Origin of the sequence: Roseburia sp. OM04-10BH (assembly GCF_003462605.1) — a bacterium.
Lineage (GTDB): Bacteria > Bacillota > Clostridia > Lachnospirales > Lachnospiraceae > Roseburia_C > Roseburia_C amylophila.
Genome location: NZ_QTZI01000017.1, coordinates 1 through 18,582, shown reverse-complemented (window position 1 = coordinate 18,582; position 18,582 = coordinate 1). Strand labels below are relative to the sequence as shown.

The following is an 18,582-nucleotide window of genomic DNA, read 5'->3' as shown; positions in this document are numbered from 1 at the left end:
TCCTAATTAGTGATCATCTAATATTCCCTTTTTCCTATCTTTCTATGGCTGAATCTTATCTTTTTTTAATCCATCCATATAAACTTTGGTTTCAGCCACAACCACACCGCTCAATGCAGTAACTGCAATCAGGTTCGGCAGAGCCATCAGTCCGTTGAAAATATCTGCAATGGTCCATACAGCAGATACTGTCATAAACGGTCCGATAAATACCGCTAAGATGTATAACCAGCGGTATGCTTTTACAACAGCCTTCTTATGTCCGGTCAGATACTCCAGACAGCGCTCACTGTAATAATCCCATCCTAAGATTGTGGTAAATGCAAAGAATACCAGACATACCATCAGGATAAAGGATGCTACCTGATTTGGGAACGGAAGTCCGAGCTGGAATGCCTTGGTTGTAACAGCAACACCTTCCAAGCCCATGTCCCATGCACCGGTAAGTACGATTGCAAGACCTGTCATGGTACAGATAATCAGTGTATCAATTACAGTTCCAAGCATGGAAACCAGTCCCTGTTTTACCGGATAATCGGTCTGGGCTGCTGCAGCCGCGATTGGTGCACTACCAAGTCCTGCTTCATTTGAGAAAATACCACGGGCAATACCTTTCTGCATTGCTACAATAATACTTCCCATTGCACCACCGGCTACCGCCTTAAATCCAAAGGCACTCTTTATAATGGTTGCAAATGCTGCTGGAACCTCTGTAATATGCATCACAATAATAATTAATACAACAACCACATAAGTCAGTGCCATAAATGGTACAATGACCTGTGATACTGTAGAAATTCTCTTAATTCCACCGATGATAACAAGTGCCACACAGATGGTAAGAATAATACCTGCAATAATTACAGTCCAGGAATAAGTTCTTCCAAAGAGGTCAACTGTCCATGTGGTATCCGGGTCAAAGAAGCCCTTTACTGCACTGGTAATACCATTAATCTGTGTAAAAGTTCCAATTCCGAATAAACCTACGCCCACACCAAAGAAGGCAAATAATTTTCCAAGCCATTTCCACTTTGATCCCATTCCATTTTCAATATAATAGAATGGTCCGCCGATGATATGACCATCTTCTGCCACCACACGGTACTTGATTGCCAGTAGACACTCACTATATTTTGTGGCAGTTCCAACCAGTGCTGCTATCCACATCCAGAATAACGCACCCGGTCCACCTTCTACCAATGCAGTTGCTACTCCGACAATATTTCCGGTTCCTATGGTTGCTGATAATGCAGTGCAAAGTGCTGCAAAACTGGATACTTCGCCGGATTCGCCACTCTTTTCATTTTCAAACAAATATTTTACTGCTAATGGTAATTTTCTAATCTGAAGTCCCTTCAGGCGGATGGTAAGAAAAATTCCCACCAGAAGGATCAATACAATAAGTGGTACACCCCAGACAAAATTATCAATTTTACCAAGAATGTTGTTAATCTGGTCTAACATTTTTGTTCGCTCCTATTCTCTTTTGATTCCAATTTAAATGGTTAAATACACTTTAGCATAGCACAGTTATCAAGTGCAATCAATAATTCTATCTTTTTTTTGCATAATTTGTATAAAAATACTCCTTTAGGGTTATATTACGGATGAGGTGATGACAAAATGATTTTAACCGAACAAGAGACTATGCTGTTAAATGATTTAAAACAGCAGGAAGAACTTTGCCGCGACAAATATGCCTTTTACAGCAGCGAAGCAAAAGACCCTGAATTAAAACAGTTATTTGAGGTCATTCAGAAAGAAGAAGCAGAACACTATGACACCATCAGCAGTCTGCTTTCCGGTGATACGCCTGATGTTGGTATAGCTGCCCCGAAGAACTATCAGCCAAAAGCTGCTTACCATGCATCCAGTGAAAATGCCGACAAGAAGCATGATGCATTATTGTGCAGTGATTCCATTTCCAGTGAAAAGTATGTATCTTCCGCATACAACAACGATTTATTCAGCTTTGCTTCTCCAAAAGTCCGTCAGATTTTAAACCATATCCAGACGGAAGAACAGCAGCATGCAGAAATGATTTACCGTTATAAAACTGCAAATCAGATGGCTTAACCTGCAGATGCATTGCAACTGTCAAAAAGGCATCGGAACAGGAAATTTTTCTGCTCCAATGCCTTTCATGCTTTTTCTACTTATTATTTATTTTCGCTGCTCACGGTTCTTACATTTCATCTCATACATTCGCTCATCTGCCCAGTTAATATACTGTTCCATGGATGCCTCGGTATCCGGCTCCTTCTGGTAATAACCGATACTCATAGACAGACGGTACGGTAGCTTCTCATCCCTCTGCCACTGCTTTAACAAGGCTGTTATCTGAGCTTTCTTTTCTTCAGCCTGTTCCCAGATTAAAGCATCAGAAACCACTAAGAATTCGTCCCCTCCATAACGGATAATCAGTTCCTTTTCACAGAACGCCTCCTGCAACGCCTCTGCTGCAAGGCAGATTGCCTGGTCACCCGCTTCATGACCAAACTCATCATTGATTTTCTTTAACCCGTCCATATCAGCAAAGATAAATAACAATCGACGTCTGCTGGTATTTGCCTGTTTTACCATATCTACCACAAATCGGTTGATTCCCATCCGGTTATAAACTCCTGTCAGGCTGTCGCGGACTGCCATATTATCAATGTTACGGGCAGCATTCCGAAGTTCTGATACATTCTTTAACTTTTCCAATGCATTACTGATATTACGAATCCAGACATAATAATTCGGAATATGTTTTGTATCCAATGTACCGGTCAGTATCATATATCCCAGGCAATTATCCCTGAAATGAACCGGCATATAGAGATATTCCCCTGAACCTCTGCCATTCCACATTGCCGGGAACATCTGCTCACTGGTAAAAGAATAAAATTCCGGCATGCCGTCCTCATTATTTAATTTGGTTATGTATATCTTGTTTTCATAATCCCGGGTAATTGTGCGGTTGCGTAAAATGCTGTTACCACGGCCGGTCATCTCATAATAAATACTCTTATTCAGGCACAGATATACATCCTCTGTCGTAAACTTCCCAATATTCTGGCGGATACAGAAGATTAATTCTTCCAATGATTCGCACTCCATCATCTCATCTTCCATATTGCGTATCTGATAAGTATATTTTTCATTTTCTTTTTTTTCAAGGTATAACGTTTCTATCGCAGATACCACGCGCTTTTTATCCTCTAAAACACAGCCACAGCTTTCATGCACTGCAACACGGGAAGATAAAATCAGCTCCTGTTTCTTCCCTGTCTCAATTTCCTGCAAAAGTAACTGCATAGCGGTATATCCCAGTGTCTCCTTTGGTCTGGCTACCGTAGTAATTCCCGGAATATAGCGCTGGGTATCATAAGAGCCATCAAATCCTGTTACTGCTATGTCCTGTGGCACCTGATATCCCAACTGTTTCAAACGGTTGCAGGCGCCTAATGCCATCTCATCATTGACACAGCAAAGTGCCCGTGGTATCTTTCCAGCCTCTTCCATGGCATCCACTACCTGTACGCCACTGTCAAAGGAAAAATCCCCATGCCATACCGTATAATCTTCTGTTGAATAGTTCTTTTCTTCCACAAAATCTTCAAATGCCTTCTGGCGGATATTACTCTCTTCATTTGTTGCATTTGCAGCTACAAAATGAATTGGATGATAGCCATGACTGTCAACATGCTCTATCATCTCCCGCATTGCCTTATAATTATCTATTCCAATCAGGCTTAAGCCTTCTACCTTTTCCTCAAAGCTTACTGCAGGAATGCCAGCGTGATGTATTCTTCGAATAATTTCCTCTTTTGTTGTTTTCTCCCAAATTGTATTGGTCGCAAAAATTACGCCATCAAAACGCGAAAGATTAGCCAGCGAATATATTTTATTTTCTCCAAGCACATGCTTGTCCGAAATCTCACTCCCTGCCTGACAGGTAAAAATAGAGATTGCATAGTTTGCTTCCTTTGCCTTACGAATAATACCATTGATTAATCTGGTCTGATATTCACTATTCCATCCAGCTAAAAAGACTGCAATATTACCCAGTTCTTCCATTATGTTCCCTCCAGCATATTTCTTTTATTTTACCACAAATATTCCGACTTTCCACCTGCTTTTTATGAAACTCTTTAAATTTATTTACCAGACATTTATCACACATTCTCGTGCCTGCGACGGTCGCTTGCGGCATCTACCTTATACGCCGCAGTGTGCATCCTCACGGAGCGTTTTTTACTTTACAGGAAAGCAATTTCCTGTAAAGCAAAAAAGACCTGCAAAATAACAGGTCTCTTTTTCTACATCTTCTTTATATATTTTCTTCAGTTTTCTTATAACTGCGTTGTTACGAAAATATCGTAAATTGCCTTGATGGCATTTTCAAAATCAGAATTACTTACTCCAATGATAATATTTAACTCAGATGACCCCTGGTCAATCATCTTAACATTGACATTTGCATGTGCCAGTGCTGAGAAGATTCTTCCGGATGTTCCTCTGGTGGAACGCATACCGCGTCCTACAACTGCAATCAGGGCGATGTTAGACTCTAATTCTACGCTGTCCGGCTTTGCAAGGCGGTGAATTGCAGATACAACCGCCTGTTCCTTGCCTTCAAATTCCGGCTGATGTACAAATACGGTCATGGTATCAATACCAGATGGCATATGTTCAAAGTTAATACCGTTTTCTTCAAATGCAGAAAGCACTTTACGTCCAAAACCAACTTCTGAATTCATCATATCTTTATCAATATTTACAGATACGAAGCCTTTCTTTCCGGCAATACCGGTAATGGTATATTTGGACTGGTGACAGGTTGTTTCCACAATCCATGTTCCCTCATCTTCCGGTGCATTGGTATTACGGATGTTGATTGGAATACCGGCTTTACGGACCGGGAATACTGCATCTTCATGTAATACGCTTGCTCCCATGTAGGAAAGCTCTCTTAACTCACGGTATGTAATTACTTTAATTGGTTCCGGATTGTCAATAATTCTTGGGTCTGCAATCAGGAAACCGGAAACATCAGTCCAGTTCTCATATGCTGTAGCATGAACAGCCTTTGCAACAATAGATCCTGTAATGTCAGAGCCGCCTCTGGAGAAGGTCTTAACACTTCCGTCCGGCATGGAACCATAAAATCCAGGAACTACAGCACGTTCAACCTTGGAAAGACGTTTGCTCAACACTTTATCTGTCTTGTCTGCATCAAAGTTACCATCTTTATCAAAGAAAATTACTTCTGCTGCATCCACAAATTCATAGCCTAAATAGTTCGCCATTACAATACCATTTAAATATTCGCCTCTGGAAGCTGCGTAATCAGAACCTGCCTTAGCTGCAAAGTTCTTCTCAATTACTTCAAACTCATCTTTCAGAGAAAGCTTTAAGTTCAATCCGTTAATAATGGAATCATAACGTTCTGCAATCTTTTTTAATTCCTTATCGAAATCCTCATCATTTTCCGCCAGAGCATAACATGCATATAACATATCTGTTACCTTGGTATCTTTGGAATTTCGTTTTCCCGGTGCACTTGGTACCACATAGCGGCGTTCCGGGTCTGATGTGATAATCCTGCCTACTTTTGCAAACTGCGTTGCACTTGCAAGTGAACTTCCACCAAATTTAACTACCTTAATCATCGTCATTTGCTCCTTTACTATCTCATAACTCAAGATTGTATCTTATTTTTCCCCATTTGAAAAGAAGTAAATGTAATTTCCATTTAAAAATTTCAATTTAATTTCTATTCAATTTATGCTTCTTCCTGTTTTTTGGTCTTTAATAGTTTGGTAAAGCAGCTTGCTGCTACCATAACACCTAATACCATCAGAAGAACTGCAACAATGAGCTGCAAACCATCTACTAAGAATACTGCAGTTCCATTCATTACATTGCTTACCAGTGCAATGAATTTCTGAACCAGTGCAGTAAAGGTTACTGCCAGCATGCTTACCATTGGTACATACAGCGTCCAGCCGGTACGTCCGGTAGTCTTTAAGAATACAGCCAGTGCAATCAGAACAAGTGCTGCAAGCAACTGGTTTGCGGAACCAAACAGCGGCCATACATTGTTGTATCCGCCCAGTGTTAATAAGTATCCAAAGAATAAGGTTACGATTGTTGCAAAATATTTATTGGTTAATACTTTGCGGACACCACCCATTTTTGCAGGGTCTGTTGTATCCTCATAGAATAATTCCTGGAAGGACATTCTTCCGATACGTGCTACAGAATCCAGTGAAGTAAGTGCTAATGCAGATACACACATGGTCATAAATACAGTTGCCACATCATTTGGTACACCTAACATTTCAAGGAAACCGGCAACACCGGATGAGAAGATTGCAAATGGTGTTCCATCTGGTTTTGTACCATTTACAGCTACTGCACCAACAACGACCAATACGATAATTCCAAGTAATGACTCTACTACCATTGCACCATAACCAACCATAGGCATATCTTTTTCATTGCGGATGGTCTTAGATGATGTCTCAGAAGATACCAGACTGTGGAATCCGGAAACAGCACCGCAGGCAATGGTTACAAATAAGGTCGGGAACAGATAGGATTTGCTTCCGTCTGCTCCGGTTAAAACGAATCCGTTAAATGCATTTAACTGCATTGCAGGATGTGCAACTACTACACCAACAACTGCGCCGATAATCATACCAAGAAGCATAAAGGTTGTCATATAATCTCTTGGCTGCATCAAAAGCCACATTGGAAGTACCGATGCCAAGAATAAGTAAATCATGATAATGTAGATCCACATGGTCTTATTGGTATAGATTGGAAGTTTCATACCTACTGCAAACATTACTACGATTAATGCAATTGCAACGATACCTTTTACGATTTCGTTCATCTTTGGTGCTTTCTTTAAGATAATACCAAGGATAACTGCAACACCAATAAATAACATGGAAACGGTTGCTGCTGCACCATTAGCATATACAGCATTACCATCACCTGCCGGATATGCATTGAAGGTTCCGGCAACCATATCTGTAAATGCTGCGATTACCAAAAGGGTAAATAACCAGCAGAATAACATGAAAAGTTTTCTTCCCATCTTACCGATGTACTTTTCAATAATCATACCCATGGATTTTCCCTCATTCTTAACTGATGCGTACAGAGCACCGAAGTCCTGTACTGCTCCGAAGAACAATCCACCAACTACTATCCATAAGAATACAGGTACCCATCCGAACACACTGGCAAGGATTGGTCCCGTTACAGGGCCTGCACCAGCGATAGATGAGAACTGATGTGAGAATACGGTAAATCTGGATGAAGGAACAAAGTCCTCTCCGTCTTCATATTTTACTGCAGGGGTTTCAGCTTTCGGGTCGATTCCCCATTTCTTAGCCAGCCAGCGTCCATAAAGTAAATAACCGGCAGCCAACAATACGATGGCTATTAATACAATAACTAAACCATTCATTTTCAAATTCCTCCTCATATGAATTATTTAATTATTGTTTTTACTCCCTTTTAAATTTAATGTCAAGGTCTAAATTTAATCAATTTTATATTACTTTTTTAATCTATCGATCCATTAGTGGCCGCTTTTTCTCAATATCAGAGTCAAATAAATTACACCATTCGTTGAGATGGATGTCACATAAAAACAGCAAGAGGAACTGTGAATTTCGGGTTATATCCTGTTTTTTCCGGCAACCGGCGCATATTCGCATCCATGCTCAAATGCGCCTTGCCGGCACTTCCATGTGCCGGCATTGCCAGATACCAAACGAAATTCCATGTCCCTCTAGCTGTTTTTAAAAGACATCACTTCACAACGGACGGTGCAATTTATTTTCTTCTGTAATTAAAAAATAGCTACTCTCCGGTGTAATCGTCTAATTCATCACAATTAATTATTGCTTTGTAATGCGTCATAGCCGGTCTCTCCGGTACGGATTTTCTGGGCGGAGCGAATCTCATAGCTGAAGATTTTGCCATCGCCGACCTCCCCGGTAAAGGCTGCCTTCTGTATGGCTTCGATGGTTTTTTGTTCCCATTCTTCGGAAGATACTACGATTTCAAATTTGATTTTCGGAAGCATCTGCACTGCCACTTCCATGCCCCGGACGATTTCCTTATATCCTCTCTGCACACCACAGCCCATAACCTGCGATACCGTAATACCGTTGACTCCGATGGCATTTAATGCTGCTTTTACATCTTCGAATTTTTCTTCCCGCACAATTGCATCTATTTTAATCATCATATCTGATTATCTCCTTTTCTTTCCTACTGGTCTAATCCGTTGAAGCTTGGGTAAGCATTTTCTCCATGTTGTGTTACATCCAGTCCAAGCTGTTCTTCTTTTAAGCTCACACGAAGCGGAGTAAAGATTCTTACCACTGCTACACAAAGCAGGGTACCAGCCACTGCAATTACAATGGTAATTAAAATTCCTTCCAGCTGTGCCAGGAAAAGACGGTAATCTCCAAACACCAGACCATCCCATTTTGCAGTACTGTTAATGGATTTCTGTGCAAAAATTCCGGTGGCAATTCCACCCCAGATACCGCCGATTCCATGGCATCCAAATGCATCCAGCGCATCATCAATTTTCAGTTTTTTCTTAATAAGTGCAACTCCGAAGTAACAAATCGGGCTGACCAAAGCTCCGATAATAAATGCTGACCAGATTGGAACAAATCCTGCACCCGGTGTAATTGCCACAAGTCCTACTACAAGCCCGGTGGATGCGCCTACCAGGGTTGGCTTTCCTTCTTTTACAACATCAATAAACATCCAGGATAATAAGGCTGCTGCTGCTGAAATTGCAGATGTCATAAATGCATGGGCTGCCAGTCCATCGGCTGCCAGTGCACTTCCCGCATTAAATCCAAACCAGCCAAACCATAAAAGGGATGCTCCCAATACAACAAACGGAATATTATGAATACGATAAGTTACCTGCTCATAGCCACGTCTTCTTCCAAGTATGATTGCCAGAACCAATGCACTGACTCCGGAACTGATATGTACCACATCTCCTCCGGCGAAATCAACAGAGCCAATCGCTGCTAAAAGTCCACCTTCTCCCCAGACCATATGTGCCAGTGGATAATATACAACAAAGGACCATAGTGTTACAAAGAGAAACAGTGCCTTAAACTTCATTCTTCCTACTAAGGAACCGGTAATCAGTGCCGGTGTAATCATGGCAAACATCATCTGGAACGCACAGAATAAAAGATGTGGAATGGTATCTGCATAAGGTCCTGCCTCCCAGCCTACACCATTCAAGGCTATCCAGCGGAAATCTCCGATGATACCTCCATGGTTGCCACCAAATGCAAGGGAATAACCAAACAGTGTCCAAAGCACTACCGACAATCCCATGATTGCCACACATACCATCATCGTGTTACATACATTCTTTCTTCGTACAAGACCTCCATAGAAAAATGCAAGTCCCGGTGTCATAAAAAACACAAGTGCTGTTGCAATCAGCATAAAGGCTGTATCTCCAGTATTCATATCTAATCCTCCTTCTTTTCACTTGAGAAACTCTTTATGCGAGTAGCGCACGGAGCAAAGCATGTGCCTTGGCACATTCTCGTGCCTGCGGCGGTCGCTTACGATATCTGCCTTATACGCCGCAGTGTGCATCCTCGCGGAGCGTTTTTTACTTTGCAGGAAAGCAATTTCCTGTAAAGTAAAAAAAGATGCCAAAAACACGTTTCCGTGTTTTTGACATCTTCGTCTACAACTAGGACTATAGCACTTTTTTATCCCTATTGCAAGGGTATTTTTAAATCAATTAATTATTTTTTGTTCTTTTGCTAGTTTTTTTGTGATGTTTCCGGCTGTTTTCTCACCTAAAAGGATGCTTTATTTCATCCATTTATCTGCTTCTTCTTTCAGCCAGGAGTACCATGCTTCCATTCCCTCTCCGGTCTTTGCTGAGATTGGGAATATCTTAAGATTCGGATTCCGTTTCCATGCATACTCCCTTACCTTATCCATATCAAAGTCAAAATATGGCAGCACATCAATTTTATTGATAATAAGTGCATCGCATACGGTAAAGATTAATGGATATTTCAATGGCTTGTCGTGTCCTTCCGGTACAGACAAAATCATTGCATTCTTCACTGCTCCGGTATCAAATTCTGCCGGGCAGACAAGGTTCCCCACATTTTCAAGGATAGCAATATCTACATTCTCAGTGCCAAGCTCCTTCAAGCCCTGTCTGGTCATGTCTGCATCCAGATGGCACATACCGCCGGTATGAAGCTGTACAACCTTTGCTGCTGTCTTATCAGCAATCGTCCATGCATCTACATCGGAATCAATATCCGCTTCCATGACTCCTACCCGGTAGTCCTTTAATAGTTCATTGACCGTTGGCACCAGGGTAGAAGTCTTACCACTTCCCGGTGAAGACATCAGATTTAAGAGAAATGTTTTCTCTCCCTTTAACTGTTCTCTTAAGCTGGCAGCATCCTTATCATTATTTTCAAATATACTTCTTTTTACTTCAATTACTTTCATTTCCAGTTCCTCAATTATACCCTATTTTACATCTGCTCTTGCCAGTGCATCTTTATAATACTTGAAGTCTGTAAATACTTCGTTGGTATACGGATTCTTCTTATTCTTTACAGATTTGTAAATGATGTATCCTAAAGCAATGGCATTTACAATCAGTGCCAGTGCGCTGACGATTGTCATTGCGGTCGGATCTGCATTGTTCGAAGTTCCTGCTACAATGCCATTTACCGTTCCGTCTGCATACTGTCTGGAAATGGTTGCCCATGGATAATAGGTTGTTCCATCGGCAGCAGTCTCCTGAAACAGTGGAAAAATCTGTGCAAACATACACCAGATTGCCAGTGTATTTGCACGGTTCATAATCCAGCCACCCTTGTTCCAGATTAATGCTGCAATAGTAGGTGCCAAAAGCAGTGCTACACCACAGAACCAGGAGTGGGTTGGCAGACAATTGTAGGTATAAGCAAAGTTCCAGATATCATATACTACAATGTAAACCCAGATCATATCCGGCCAGATCATATCTTTCTTGTCTTTGGAGGAATATACTTTCCACCAGCCTGTCATGCAAAGGATATTTAAGATTCCTGCGATTCCGTTCATTACGTTGTGCCAGCCACCATAAAGCCATACATCTTCGGAAGATAACCACCAGGAATACCAGCCGTTGATTGCGGATTCGAAATCGCTGGCTACTGCAATCAAAATATTAATTGCTACAATTACAAACGGGAATGCGCGGAACCACTGTTTCTTTCCAATACCCCATTCATACTTAATCATCATAAAGCCGATACATCCGGCAAGTGCTGCATACAGTTTTGCATAATGGAACCAGCCATTCATATAAAGATGTGTCTGGTTATTTACTGCCCATTCTACGCCCTGTCCTGCGCATACTGCAATTACAACAAAGTAAACGGTAAGTGCCAGCGGAATAATTCCAAACATCATAAGTCCACCAAACTTGGTTCTTCTTGCAAACTCATTTAATAAAATAAGTCCGGCTAAGACTGCCAGCATGGCAATCCACTGATAAATTCCATTTCCTCCATAAACATGAAACAACATTTTAACCCCTTCTTTCTTTGATAGATTATTTATTGGAAAGCCTGCCTCAGCAGGCTTCCATTTCTTTGATACTGCATTCATTTCCCGTCAGCAGATAGGTGTCATCACTCTTACAGTACGGACATTGTCTGCCGAATTTTACAGTCGGATAAGTCTTTTTGCAATTCTCGCACATGGTTACCGCCGGAAGCGTCTCGATACGCAATTCCGATTCCGATAACAGGTCCGATTTCTTCCGGTAATAGTCCCAGCAGTCTAAAAGGTATTCCGGGACAATTCCGCTGACTTCTCCAATTTCCAAAGTAACAGAACCTATCTTCGTCACTTCATTTTCTTCTGCTACTTCCTTTAATGTTTTGGAAATATGAATGATAATTCCCAGTTCATGCATACACTCACATCCTGCTTTTTATTTCTTCCTGCCTTTGAATTTAATCTTAATCTCACGCTTTAACATATATGGGAAGATTGCCTTTAACTTGTCTTCTGATTTTACCATGCGGCTTGCATCCGGCAGGTCACGGCTTAAGTGGATGGCGTCAAATTCGCACTTCGTTGTACAGATTCCACAGCCGATACACTTATTCGGGTCTACTACGGTAGCACCACAGCCTAAGCAGCGGTTTGCTTCCTTCTGTACCTGCTCCTCGGTAAAGGTGCTTCGTAAATCACGGAAAGTATGCTTTGCATCTCCAGCCTTATGTCCCGGCACCTGACGTTTTGCATTGTCAAAGGTCTCAACTTTAATATTGTCTTTATCCAGCTCAATGAACTGTCTTCTGTTACGTCCCAAAGTAAGGCTCTGTCCTTCATGAACAAAACGGTGAATAGATACACAGCCTTCTTTTCCTGCTGCAATGGCATCAATGGCAAATCTTGGTCCGGTATAGTTATCTCCACCGGTAAAGATATCCGGCTCTGCGGTCTGATATGTTACCGGGTCTGCCTTTAAGGTTCCGTTCGGATTAAATTCCACTTTGGTTCCTTCTAATAAAGCCCCCCACTTAATAGACTGTCCAATGGATAATAATACCTGGTCACAAGGAACCGTTAATAATTCTTCTTCGTCATATTTTGGTGAAAACCGTTTATTCTCATCCAGTACAGAGATACATTTTTTGAATACTACTGCGGTTACTTTGCCATTCTCGGTAAGGATTTCCTTTGGTCCCCAGGAATTATTTACCACAATGCCCTCTTCTTCTGCCTCCGCCACCTCATCATCGGCTGCCGGCATAATATCTCTTGATTCCAGACAGAACATGGATACATCGGAAGATCCGGTACGAAGTGCGGTTCTTGCAACGTCTACTGCTACATTTCCTCCACCGATTACTACGGTCTTGCCAGATAATTTCACGCCTTCTTCATTTAAATTGACACGACGCAAGAAGTCTACTCCGGTTTCTACGCCTACTGCGTCTTCTCCCGGTACTCCGGTCATACGTCCACCCTGTGCACCAATTGCTATGTAAAATGCTTTATACCCCTGTTCACGCAGCTGTGCTATAGTGATGTCCTCGCCAACTTCTACGCCGCACCTGAATTCTACCCCCATCTCGCGCAGCACATCGATTTCTGCATTGATCACATCTTTTTCCAGACGGAAAGACGGAATACCATTCATCAGCATACCACCCGGTCTTTTTTCTTTTTCAAATACAGTGACCGGATAACCCATTTTCTTTAAATAGAATGCAGCTGACATTCCTGCCGGTCCTGCTCCGATTACTGCTACCTTCTCCTCAAAAGGCTTTCCGGAATAATTTAACATCGGCGGAATATAACGCTTCTCTGCATGAAGTTCCTGTTCCGCAATAAATTTCTTGATTTCATCAATAGCAACTGCCTGGTCAATAGTTCCTCTGGTGCAGGCGTCCTCGCACCGGCGGTTACAGATTGCACCACAGACTGCCGGGAACGGATTCTCCGTCTTAATCAGCTTTAATGCATCCAGATATCTTCCCTGGGATGCCATCTTAATATAGCCCTGTACCGGAAGATGTGCCGGACATGCTGTCTTACATGGTGCAGTACCGGTATCATAGCAGTTAATCTGGTTATCATCCTTATAATTCGGATTCCATTTCTCCGGTCCCCACTTCGTAGTATCCGGAAGTTCCTGCTGTGGATAAGTGATATGTCCGCCATCTCTGGTACATAGTTTCTGTCCAAGCTTTGCTGCTCCGGCCGGACAGTACTCTACGCATCTTCCGCAGGCTACACATTTCTCCGGCTCTACACTGGCACGGTATGCGGAGCGTGACATATTCGGTGTGTTGAAAAGCTGGGATGTACGCAGTGCATTACATACACCAACTGCACAATTACAGATTGCAAAGATTTTATCTTCACCATCGATGTTTGTTATCTGATGGACATAGCCATTATCCTCTGCACGCTGCAGAATCTCCATTACTTCATCATAATCAATGTAACGGCCCTTTCCGGTCTCTACACAGTAATCTGCCATGTCGCCGACACCGATACACAAATCATCCTCTAAGTCTCCGGTTCCCTCCCCACGGATTCGCTGCTGACGTCTGCAGGAACATGCACCAACGGAATATTTATCATATTTATTGAGCCAGTGGGAAATATGCTCCACGCTTGCCGACTGCTGGTTTGCCGGGATTGCTTTTTCTACCGGAATAACATGCATTCCGATTCCTGCTCCACCCAGCGGAACCATAGGTGTAACTTTCTCCAGCGGAAGTTTTGACATCTGTTCAAAGAAATCTGCAATCTCCGGATGTGTTTCCACCTGCTCTTTATTCATTACCATGAATTCTGCACAGCCCGGAACAAACATTGGCAGTATGTACTGCTTATGATGGTCTTCATTTTCCCGGTTGTATTCAATCAGTCCGATGACACTCATCTGCTCTAACAGTTCTTCGGTCCGTTCTACGCTCTTCTTACATTTCTTTGCTACTTCTGCTGCGGTAGCCGGTACTCTGACTTTCATTGCCAGTGCAACTTCTGCCATCTCATCCGTTACCACTCCGGCAAGTCCCCAGTATTCCGGGTCATTTTCCGTAACTTTCACTCCGATTCGGTCTGTAATTTTCTGACCGAGTTTCAGAATCAATTCTCTTGGTTCTGCCATGTGCCCCTCCTTTGTATGATACCTGTATTGCTCCCCTCACAGGTTGTTTTTTGTCGTGATTCATCACAGTATTTGTATATATTATACAATATCCGGTTATTTTTATCAATAATTATCACACTTTTCACAATAGTTCTTCATAAAAAAGAAACTGTGTCTTGTGAATTTTATACACAAAACACAGTTTCCTGTTTCTTTTGATTTTCTCACTGTTTGAAACTCATTTTCTAAAATCAGTTTCCAAAATTCTTATTTTCTATTAATCCAGTGGAATCAGTTTTTCTTTTCCACCCATATATGGCTGCAATGCCTTTGGAATATTTACGCTTCCGTCCGCATTGAGGTTGTTCTCTAAGAACGCAATCAGCATACGAGGTGGTGCAACTACAGTATTATTTAAGGTATGTGCGAAATATTTATTTCCATCCTTGCCTTTGACACGGATTTTCAGTCTTCTTGCCTGTGCATCGCCTAAGTTAGAGCAGCTTCCTACTTCGAAGTATTTCTTCTGACGTGGAGACCATGCTTCTACGTCACAGGATTTCACTTTCAAGTCTGCTAAGTCTCCGGAACAGCACTCAAGGGTACGTACCGGAATATCTAAGCTGCGGAACAAATCTACGGTATTCTTCCAGAGCTTATCATACCACTCTTTGGACTCTTCCGGCTTACATACAACAATCATTTCCTGCTTCTCAAACTGGTGGATACGATATACACCACGTTCTTCAATACCATGTGCTCCTTTTTCTTTACGGAAACATGGAGAGTAGCTGGTCAGGGTATATGGAAGTTTTTCTTCATCATTGATGGTATCAATGAATTTACCAATCATGGAATGCTCAGAAGTACCAATCAGATACAAATCCTCACCTTCGATTTTATACATCATGGCATCCATTTCATCAAAACTCATAACACCGGTTACAACATTGCTCCGAATCATAAATGGTGGTACACAGTATGTGAATCCACGGTCAATCATGAAATCTCTTGCATAAGAAATAACTGCAGAATGTACTCTTGCAATGTCTCCCATCAGATAGTAGAAGCCATTTCCCGCAACTTTTCCTGCTGCGTCCAAATCAATACCATGGAAACGATCCATGATATCGGTATGATATGGGATTTCAAAATCCGGAACAACCGGCTCACCAAATTTTTCAATTTCTACGTTACAGGAATCATCTTTTCCAATCGGAACGGATGGGTCTATGATGTTTGGAATTGTCATCATAATCCTGGTAATCTTTTCCTGTAAATCTTTTTCCTGCTCTTCTAACTCTGCAAGGCGGGCTGCATCTTTGCTTACCTGCTCTTTTAATGCCATAGCTTCGTCTTTCTTGCCCTGTCCCATCAATGCACCAATCTGCTTGGAAATACTGTTACGGTTTGCACGTAATGCATCTGCTTCCTGCTGTGCACTTCTTGCCTGCTCATCTAACTCAATTACCTCGTCTACCAGTGGCAATTTGTGATCCTGGAATTTCTTCTTAATGTTCTCTTTTACGATGTCCGGATTTTCCCGTAAGAATTTTAAATCAATCATCTTTGTTCTCCTTCTTTGATATCATGTGCTTTTTTTGAAAATTTTATAGGATTGATTCGTAAGCATGCGATTTTTCTCGCTACTCGCATAAAAAATGCCTTCCATCCCATGCATTTTCATACATGGGACGAAAGGCCTATCTACCGTTCCGCGTTGCCACCCATTTTGCCGCATCTCTTTTTACGTCTTCTCTTCTTTGCCTGCGACCACTTCATTGCGTATCATAAGGGGTACGAACCCGTGGCTTTCACCACCAGCCTCCGAAAGTGGACCAATTGCTTCCTAATACCGGCTCACACCAGCCGCCGGCTCTCTGAATTATTCCGTCAATCTTAGCTTTCGTCAAACGCTGTTTTTACTCTGTTTCCTATTATAGCGCGGAGAGTGGATTTACGCAAGGGGATTCTACAATCCTCTGATTATATTTAAGTAATCCTGGCGTTGGTCAACAACAGCATAGATTATAACTCTTTTATTTTCTTCATTTATCTTATAGAAAACCAGATTTTTTTCCAATATCAACACCCGATACCCTTGTCTTTTCAATACCAGATAATGCGTTTCTCCCCCCTTTAATGGATGAACTGCCAAATCAAGAATATTCTGTTCCAGTTCTTCTAATTTTTCCAGTGCAACCTTATTACCAAAATTTTCGGCTATATACAATACGATTTTTCTAATCTGCGCATCTGCCGTTTCTGTACGAACAACTTCATATTTCAATAATTCTATTCCTCCCCAAGCATTTGTCTTAAATCATCAAATGTTTCACGAACCGGTGCTACTCTACCATTCTTTACATCATCTTCCGCTTCTGTAAGAATTTCCAAAAGTTCTATTCTTGACTTCATTCTTTTATATTCCTCATACGAAAGAGAGACTGTATCACCACGACCGTTTACTGTGATTATAACCGCTTCATTTTCTTCTCTGCATTGTTTTGAAATTTCACTATAATGATTTCTTAAATCTGCAGATGGTCGTATTGTTTCCTGTAATGCATGCATAAAAAACACCTCCGCCTATATTATAGTCACATCATATCATGATTTGACTATGTTATCAAGTTTTCCATTCGTAAAACCCATCGTAAACCATCGTAAAACCATAAAACCCATAACAAAATTCGGAAGGGATTTTTGTTACTTTTTACTATATCCATGTTCATTTCTGGAATAAGAATGTGCCTTGGCACATTCACGGTCTAAGCGATTTTTCTTTTAAGAAAATTTTTGCAGTTCTTTATATCCAAAATACTGTGTTACTGAAAATCATGATGAATTAAAATGCTAGTCAATAACTGTAACATCTCCATCCCATATATATTTATTTTCACCAGATTCATTCTTAACTCTATAATAAATGGAATCTTCTTCCGAATTTTCATAAACTTCGTAAACATTAAATTCTGTTCCATAATCATATAGCATAATTTCACCATACGCAAAATCTGTAGGTTTTTCCGAAATATATGCTCCATTTTCACTTGTAACCTTCACCCGAAACAGCACCGGCTCCTCTGTTTCTGTCTCCGTCACTGACTCGGTCTCTGTCACGATCTCATTTTCTACCTTTGCCTCCGTTGCTGTCTCGCTCTCTGTCTCAGTTGTGACAACTGCTTCGGTCACTTCTGTGGCAGCTGGATTTGCCTGCTCTTTCGTGCTGCCACAGGCTGTAACTGATATTGCCATAAGTATCGTTAATACTCCTGTCATAACTTTTTCCGCTATTGCTGTTGAAATCTTTCTGTTTTTCATAAATGTCCGCCTTTCCTGTTTATCTTCCTTTTATCATTTGAACTGCTTTCTATTTTAGTACATATATTTACTAAAATCAATAGTAAACATCTTTATTATGATAAATTAAAAAAGTCCTCTGCAAGACATATTATTTTTAGGATATATTCTGGATTTTTTTGAGAATTATATAAATTTATTTTTGAAAAATTCCGGATTTATTTTCAGATTTGGAGATTATATGGATTATATACAGCGAATGCGTAATTTACGCGAAGACCATGACAAAACCCAGCAGGAAATTGCCGACGTTCTCGGAACTTCCCAGACCATGTACGCCCGCTATGAGCGTGGTGCTAATGAGCTTCCTATCCGCCATCTTCTGAAGCTCTGCCATTACTATAGTGTTTCTTCCGATTATTTTCTTGGTCTTTCTGATATAAAAACAGCTCATTTACGCCATAAAAATGCAACATAAAAGAGAGGAAATTTCATCTTCTGAATTTTCCTCTCTTTTTTACAGGGTTATAGGACAAAACGTGTTGATGGCTAATCCCATTCTGTAAAAGATTTATCCA

At 41.2% G+C, this 18,582-nt stretch carries 16 protein-coding genes; 2 read left to right on the top strand and 14 right to left on the bottom strand.

Annotation, left to right across the window (positions count from 1 at the left end):
* Positions 1–42: 42 nt before the first annotated feature.
* Positions 43–1,464, bottom strand: coding sequence for an alanine/glycine:cation symporter family protein (locus tag DXB43_RS13770; RefSeq protein WP_117947836.1), 1,422 nt, complete (start codon positions 1,462–1,464; stop codon positions 43–45).
* Positions 1,465–1,623: 159 nt separating this feature from the next.
* Here DXB43_RS13770 and DXB43_RS13765 point away from each other — a divergent pair, with 159 nt between their 5' ends.
* Entirely contained in the window at positions 1,624–2,076 is a 453-nt protein-coding gene (locus tag DXB43_RS13765) for a ferritin-like domain-containing protein (protein WP_022243944.1), read from the top strand.
* Positions 2,077–2,163: 87 nt separating this feature from the next.
* Here the strand turns inward: DXB43_RS13765 and DXB43_RS13760 are convergent, their stop codons facing one another.
* From DXB43_RS13760 to DXB43_RS13700, 13 genes are all read right to left on the bottom strand, one after another.
* On the bottom strand, positions 2,164–4,062 hold the full coding sequence (locus DXB43_RS13760; RefSeq protein ID WP_117947835.1) for a diguanylate cyclase: 1,899 nt from the start codon (positions 4,060–4,062) through the stop codon (positions 2,164–2,166).
* Between the two features lie 275 nt (positions 4,063–4,337).
* Positions 4,338–5,657 (bottom strand): aspartate kinase, encoded by a 1,320-nt coding sequence (locus DXB43_RS13755; RefSeq protein ID WP_117947834.1) that lies wholly within the window; start codon positions 5,655–5,657, stop codon positions 4,338–4,340.
* 113 nt (positions 5,658–5,770) lie between these two features.
* Complete coding sequence (locus tag DXB43_RS13750) at positions 5,771–7,468, bottom strand: carbon starvation CstA family protein (protein ID WP_117947833.1); 1,698 nt, start codon at positions 7,466–7,468, stop codon at positions 5,771–5,773.
* A gap of 432 nt (positions 7,469–7,900) precedes the next feature.
* Positions 7,901–8,257 (bottom strand): P-II family nitrogen regulator, encoded by a 357-nt coding sequence (locus DXB43_RS13745; RefSeq protein ID WP_117947832.1) that lies wholly within the window; start codon positions 8,255–8,257, stop codon positions 7,901–7,903.
* A gap of 23 nt (positions 8,258–8,280) precedes the next feature.
* The gene (locus tag DXB43_RS13740) at positions 8,281–9,522 is read right to left on the bottom strand and encodes an ammonium transporter (RefSeq protein WP_117947831.1); all 1,242 of its coding nucleotides are present in this window, start codon (positions 9,520–9,522) and stop codon (positions 8,281–8,283) included.
* Between the two features lie 354 nt (positions 9,523–9,876).
* On the bottom strand, positions 9,877–10,539 hold the full coding sequence (hypB, locus tag DXB43_RS13735) for a hydrogenase nickel incorporation protein HypB (protein ID WP_117947830.1): 663 nt from the start codon (positions 10,537–10,539) through the stop codon (positions 9,877–9,879).
* Positions 10,540–10,560: 21 nt separating this feature from the next.
* Entirely contained in the window at positions 10,561–11,610 is a 1,050-nt protein-coding gene (locus tag DXB43_RS13730) for a DUF5692 family protein (protein ID WP_117840600.1), read from the bottom strand.
* A 46-nt stretch (positions 11,611–11,656) separates the two neighbouring features.
* On the bottom strand, positions 11,657–12,001 hold the full coding sequence (locus tag DXB43_RS13725) for a hydrogenase maturation nickel metallochaperone HypA (protein ID WP_117697576.1): 345 nt from the start codon (positions 11,999–12,001) through the stop codon (positions 11,657–11,659).
* Between the two features lie 18 nt (positions 12,002–12,019).
* The gene (locus tag DXB43_RS13720) at positions 12,020–14,719 is read right to left on the bottom strand and encodes an FAD-dependent oxidoreductase (RefSeq protein ID WP_117947829.1); all 2,700 of its coding nucleotides are present in this window, start codon (positions 14,717–14,719) and stop codon (positions 12,020–12,022) included.
* 259 nt (positions 14,720–14,978) lie between these two features.
* Positions 14,979–16,268 (bottom strand): serine--tRNA ligase, encoded by a 1,290-nt coding sequence (gene serS / locus DXB43_RS13715; protein ID WP_022243934.1) that lies wholly within the window; start codon positions 16,266–16,268, stop codon positions 14,979–14,981.
* 405 nt (positions 16,269–16,673) lie between these two features.
* Entirely contained in the window at positions 16,674–16,991 is a 318-nt protein-coding gene (locus tag DXB43_RS13710) for a type II toxin-antitoxin system RelE/ParE family toxin (protein WP_117947828.1), read from the bottom strand.
* A 5-nt stretch (positions 16,992–16,996) separates the two neighbouring features.
* A complete protein-coding gene (locus tag DXB43_RS13705; RefSeq protein WP_022243932.1) occupies positions 16,997–17,275 on the bottom strand; it encodes a type II toxin-antitoxin system Phd/YefM family antitoxin in 279 nt (92 codons plus the stop codon).
* A 282-nt stretch (positions 17,276–17,557) separates the two neighbouring features.
* Positions 17,558–18,025: a hypothetical protein gene (locus tag DXB43_RS13700; RefSeq protein ID WP_117947827.1), complete on the bottom strand. Its 468-nt coding sequence runs from the start codon at positions 18,023–18,025 to the stop codon at positions 17,558–17,560.
* 220 nt (positions 18,026–18,245) lie between these two features.
* Between DXB43_RS13700 and DXB43_RS13695 the strand changes: the two genes are divergently transcribed.
* Positions 18,246–18,482, top strand: coding sequence for a helix-turn-helix domain-containing protein (locus tag DXB43_RS13695; RefSeq protein WP_117697564.1), 237 nt, complete (start codon positions 18,246–18,248; stop codon positions 18,480–18,482).
* Positions 18,483–18,582 lie beyond the last annotated feature (100 nt).

Coding starts and splice junctions, on each gene's coding strand:
- DXB43_RS13770 (WP_117947836.1), bottom strand. CDS start 1,464: ATGTTAGACCAGATTAACAACATTCTTGGTAAAATTGATAATTTTGTC.
- DXB43_RS13765 (WP_022243944.1), top strand. CDS start 1,624: ATGATTTTAACCGAACAAGAGACTATGCTGTTAAATGATTTAAAACAG.
- DXB43_RS13760 (WP_117947835.1), bottom strand. CDS start 4,062: ATGGAAGAACTGGGTAATATTGCAGTCTTTTTAGCTGGATGGAATAGT.
- DXB43_RS13755 (WP_117947834.1), bottom strand. CDS start 5,657: ATGATTAAGGTAGTTAAATTTGGTGGAAGTTCACTTGCAAGTGCAACG.
- DXB43_RS13750 (WP_117947833.1), bottom strand. CDS start 7,468: ATGAATGGTTTAGTTATTGTATTAATAGCCATCGTATTGTTGGCTGCC.
- DXB43_RS13745 (WP_117947832.1), bottom strand. CDS start 8,257: ATGATGATTAAAATAGATGCAATTGTGCGGGAAGAAAAATTCGAAGAT.
- DXB43_RS13740 (WP_117947831.1), bottom strand. CDS start 9,522: ATGAATACTGGAGATACAGCCTTTATGCTGATTGCAACAGCACTTGTG.
- hypB (WP_117947830.1), bottom strand. CDS start 10,539: ATGAAAGTAATTGAAGTAAAAAGAAGTATATTTGAAAATAATGATAAG.
- DXB43_RS13730 (WP_117840600.1), bottom strand. CDS start 11,610: ATGTTGTTTCATGTTTATGGAGGAAATGGAATTTATCAGTGGATTGCC.
- DXB43_RS13725 (WP_117697576.1), bottom strand. CDS start 12,001: ATGCATGAACTGGGAATTATCATTCATATTTCCAAAACATTAAAGGAA.
- DXB43_RS13720 (WP_117947829.1), bottom strand. CDS start 14,719: ATGGCAGAACCAAGAGAATTGATTCTGAAACTCGGTCAGAAAATTACA.
- serS (WP_022243934.1), bottom strand. CDS start 16,268: ATGATTGATTTAAAATTCTTACGGGAAAATCCGGACATCGTAAAAGAG.
- DXB43_RS13705 (WP_022243932.1), bottom strand. CDS start 17,275: ATGCATGCATTACAGGAAACAATACGACCATCTGCAGATTTAAGAAAT.
- DXB43_RS13700 (WP_117947827.1), bottom strand. CDS start 18,025: ATGAAAAACAGAAAGATTTCAACAGCAATAGCGGAAAAAGTTATGACA.
- DXB43_RS13695 (WP_117697564.1), top strand. CDS start 18,246: ATGGATTATATACAGCGAATGCGTAATTTACGCGAAGACCATGACAAA.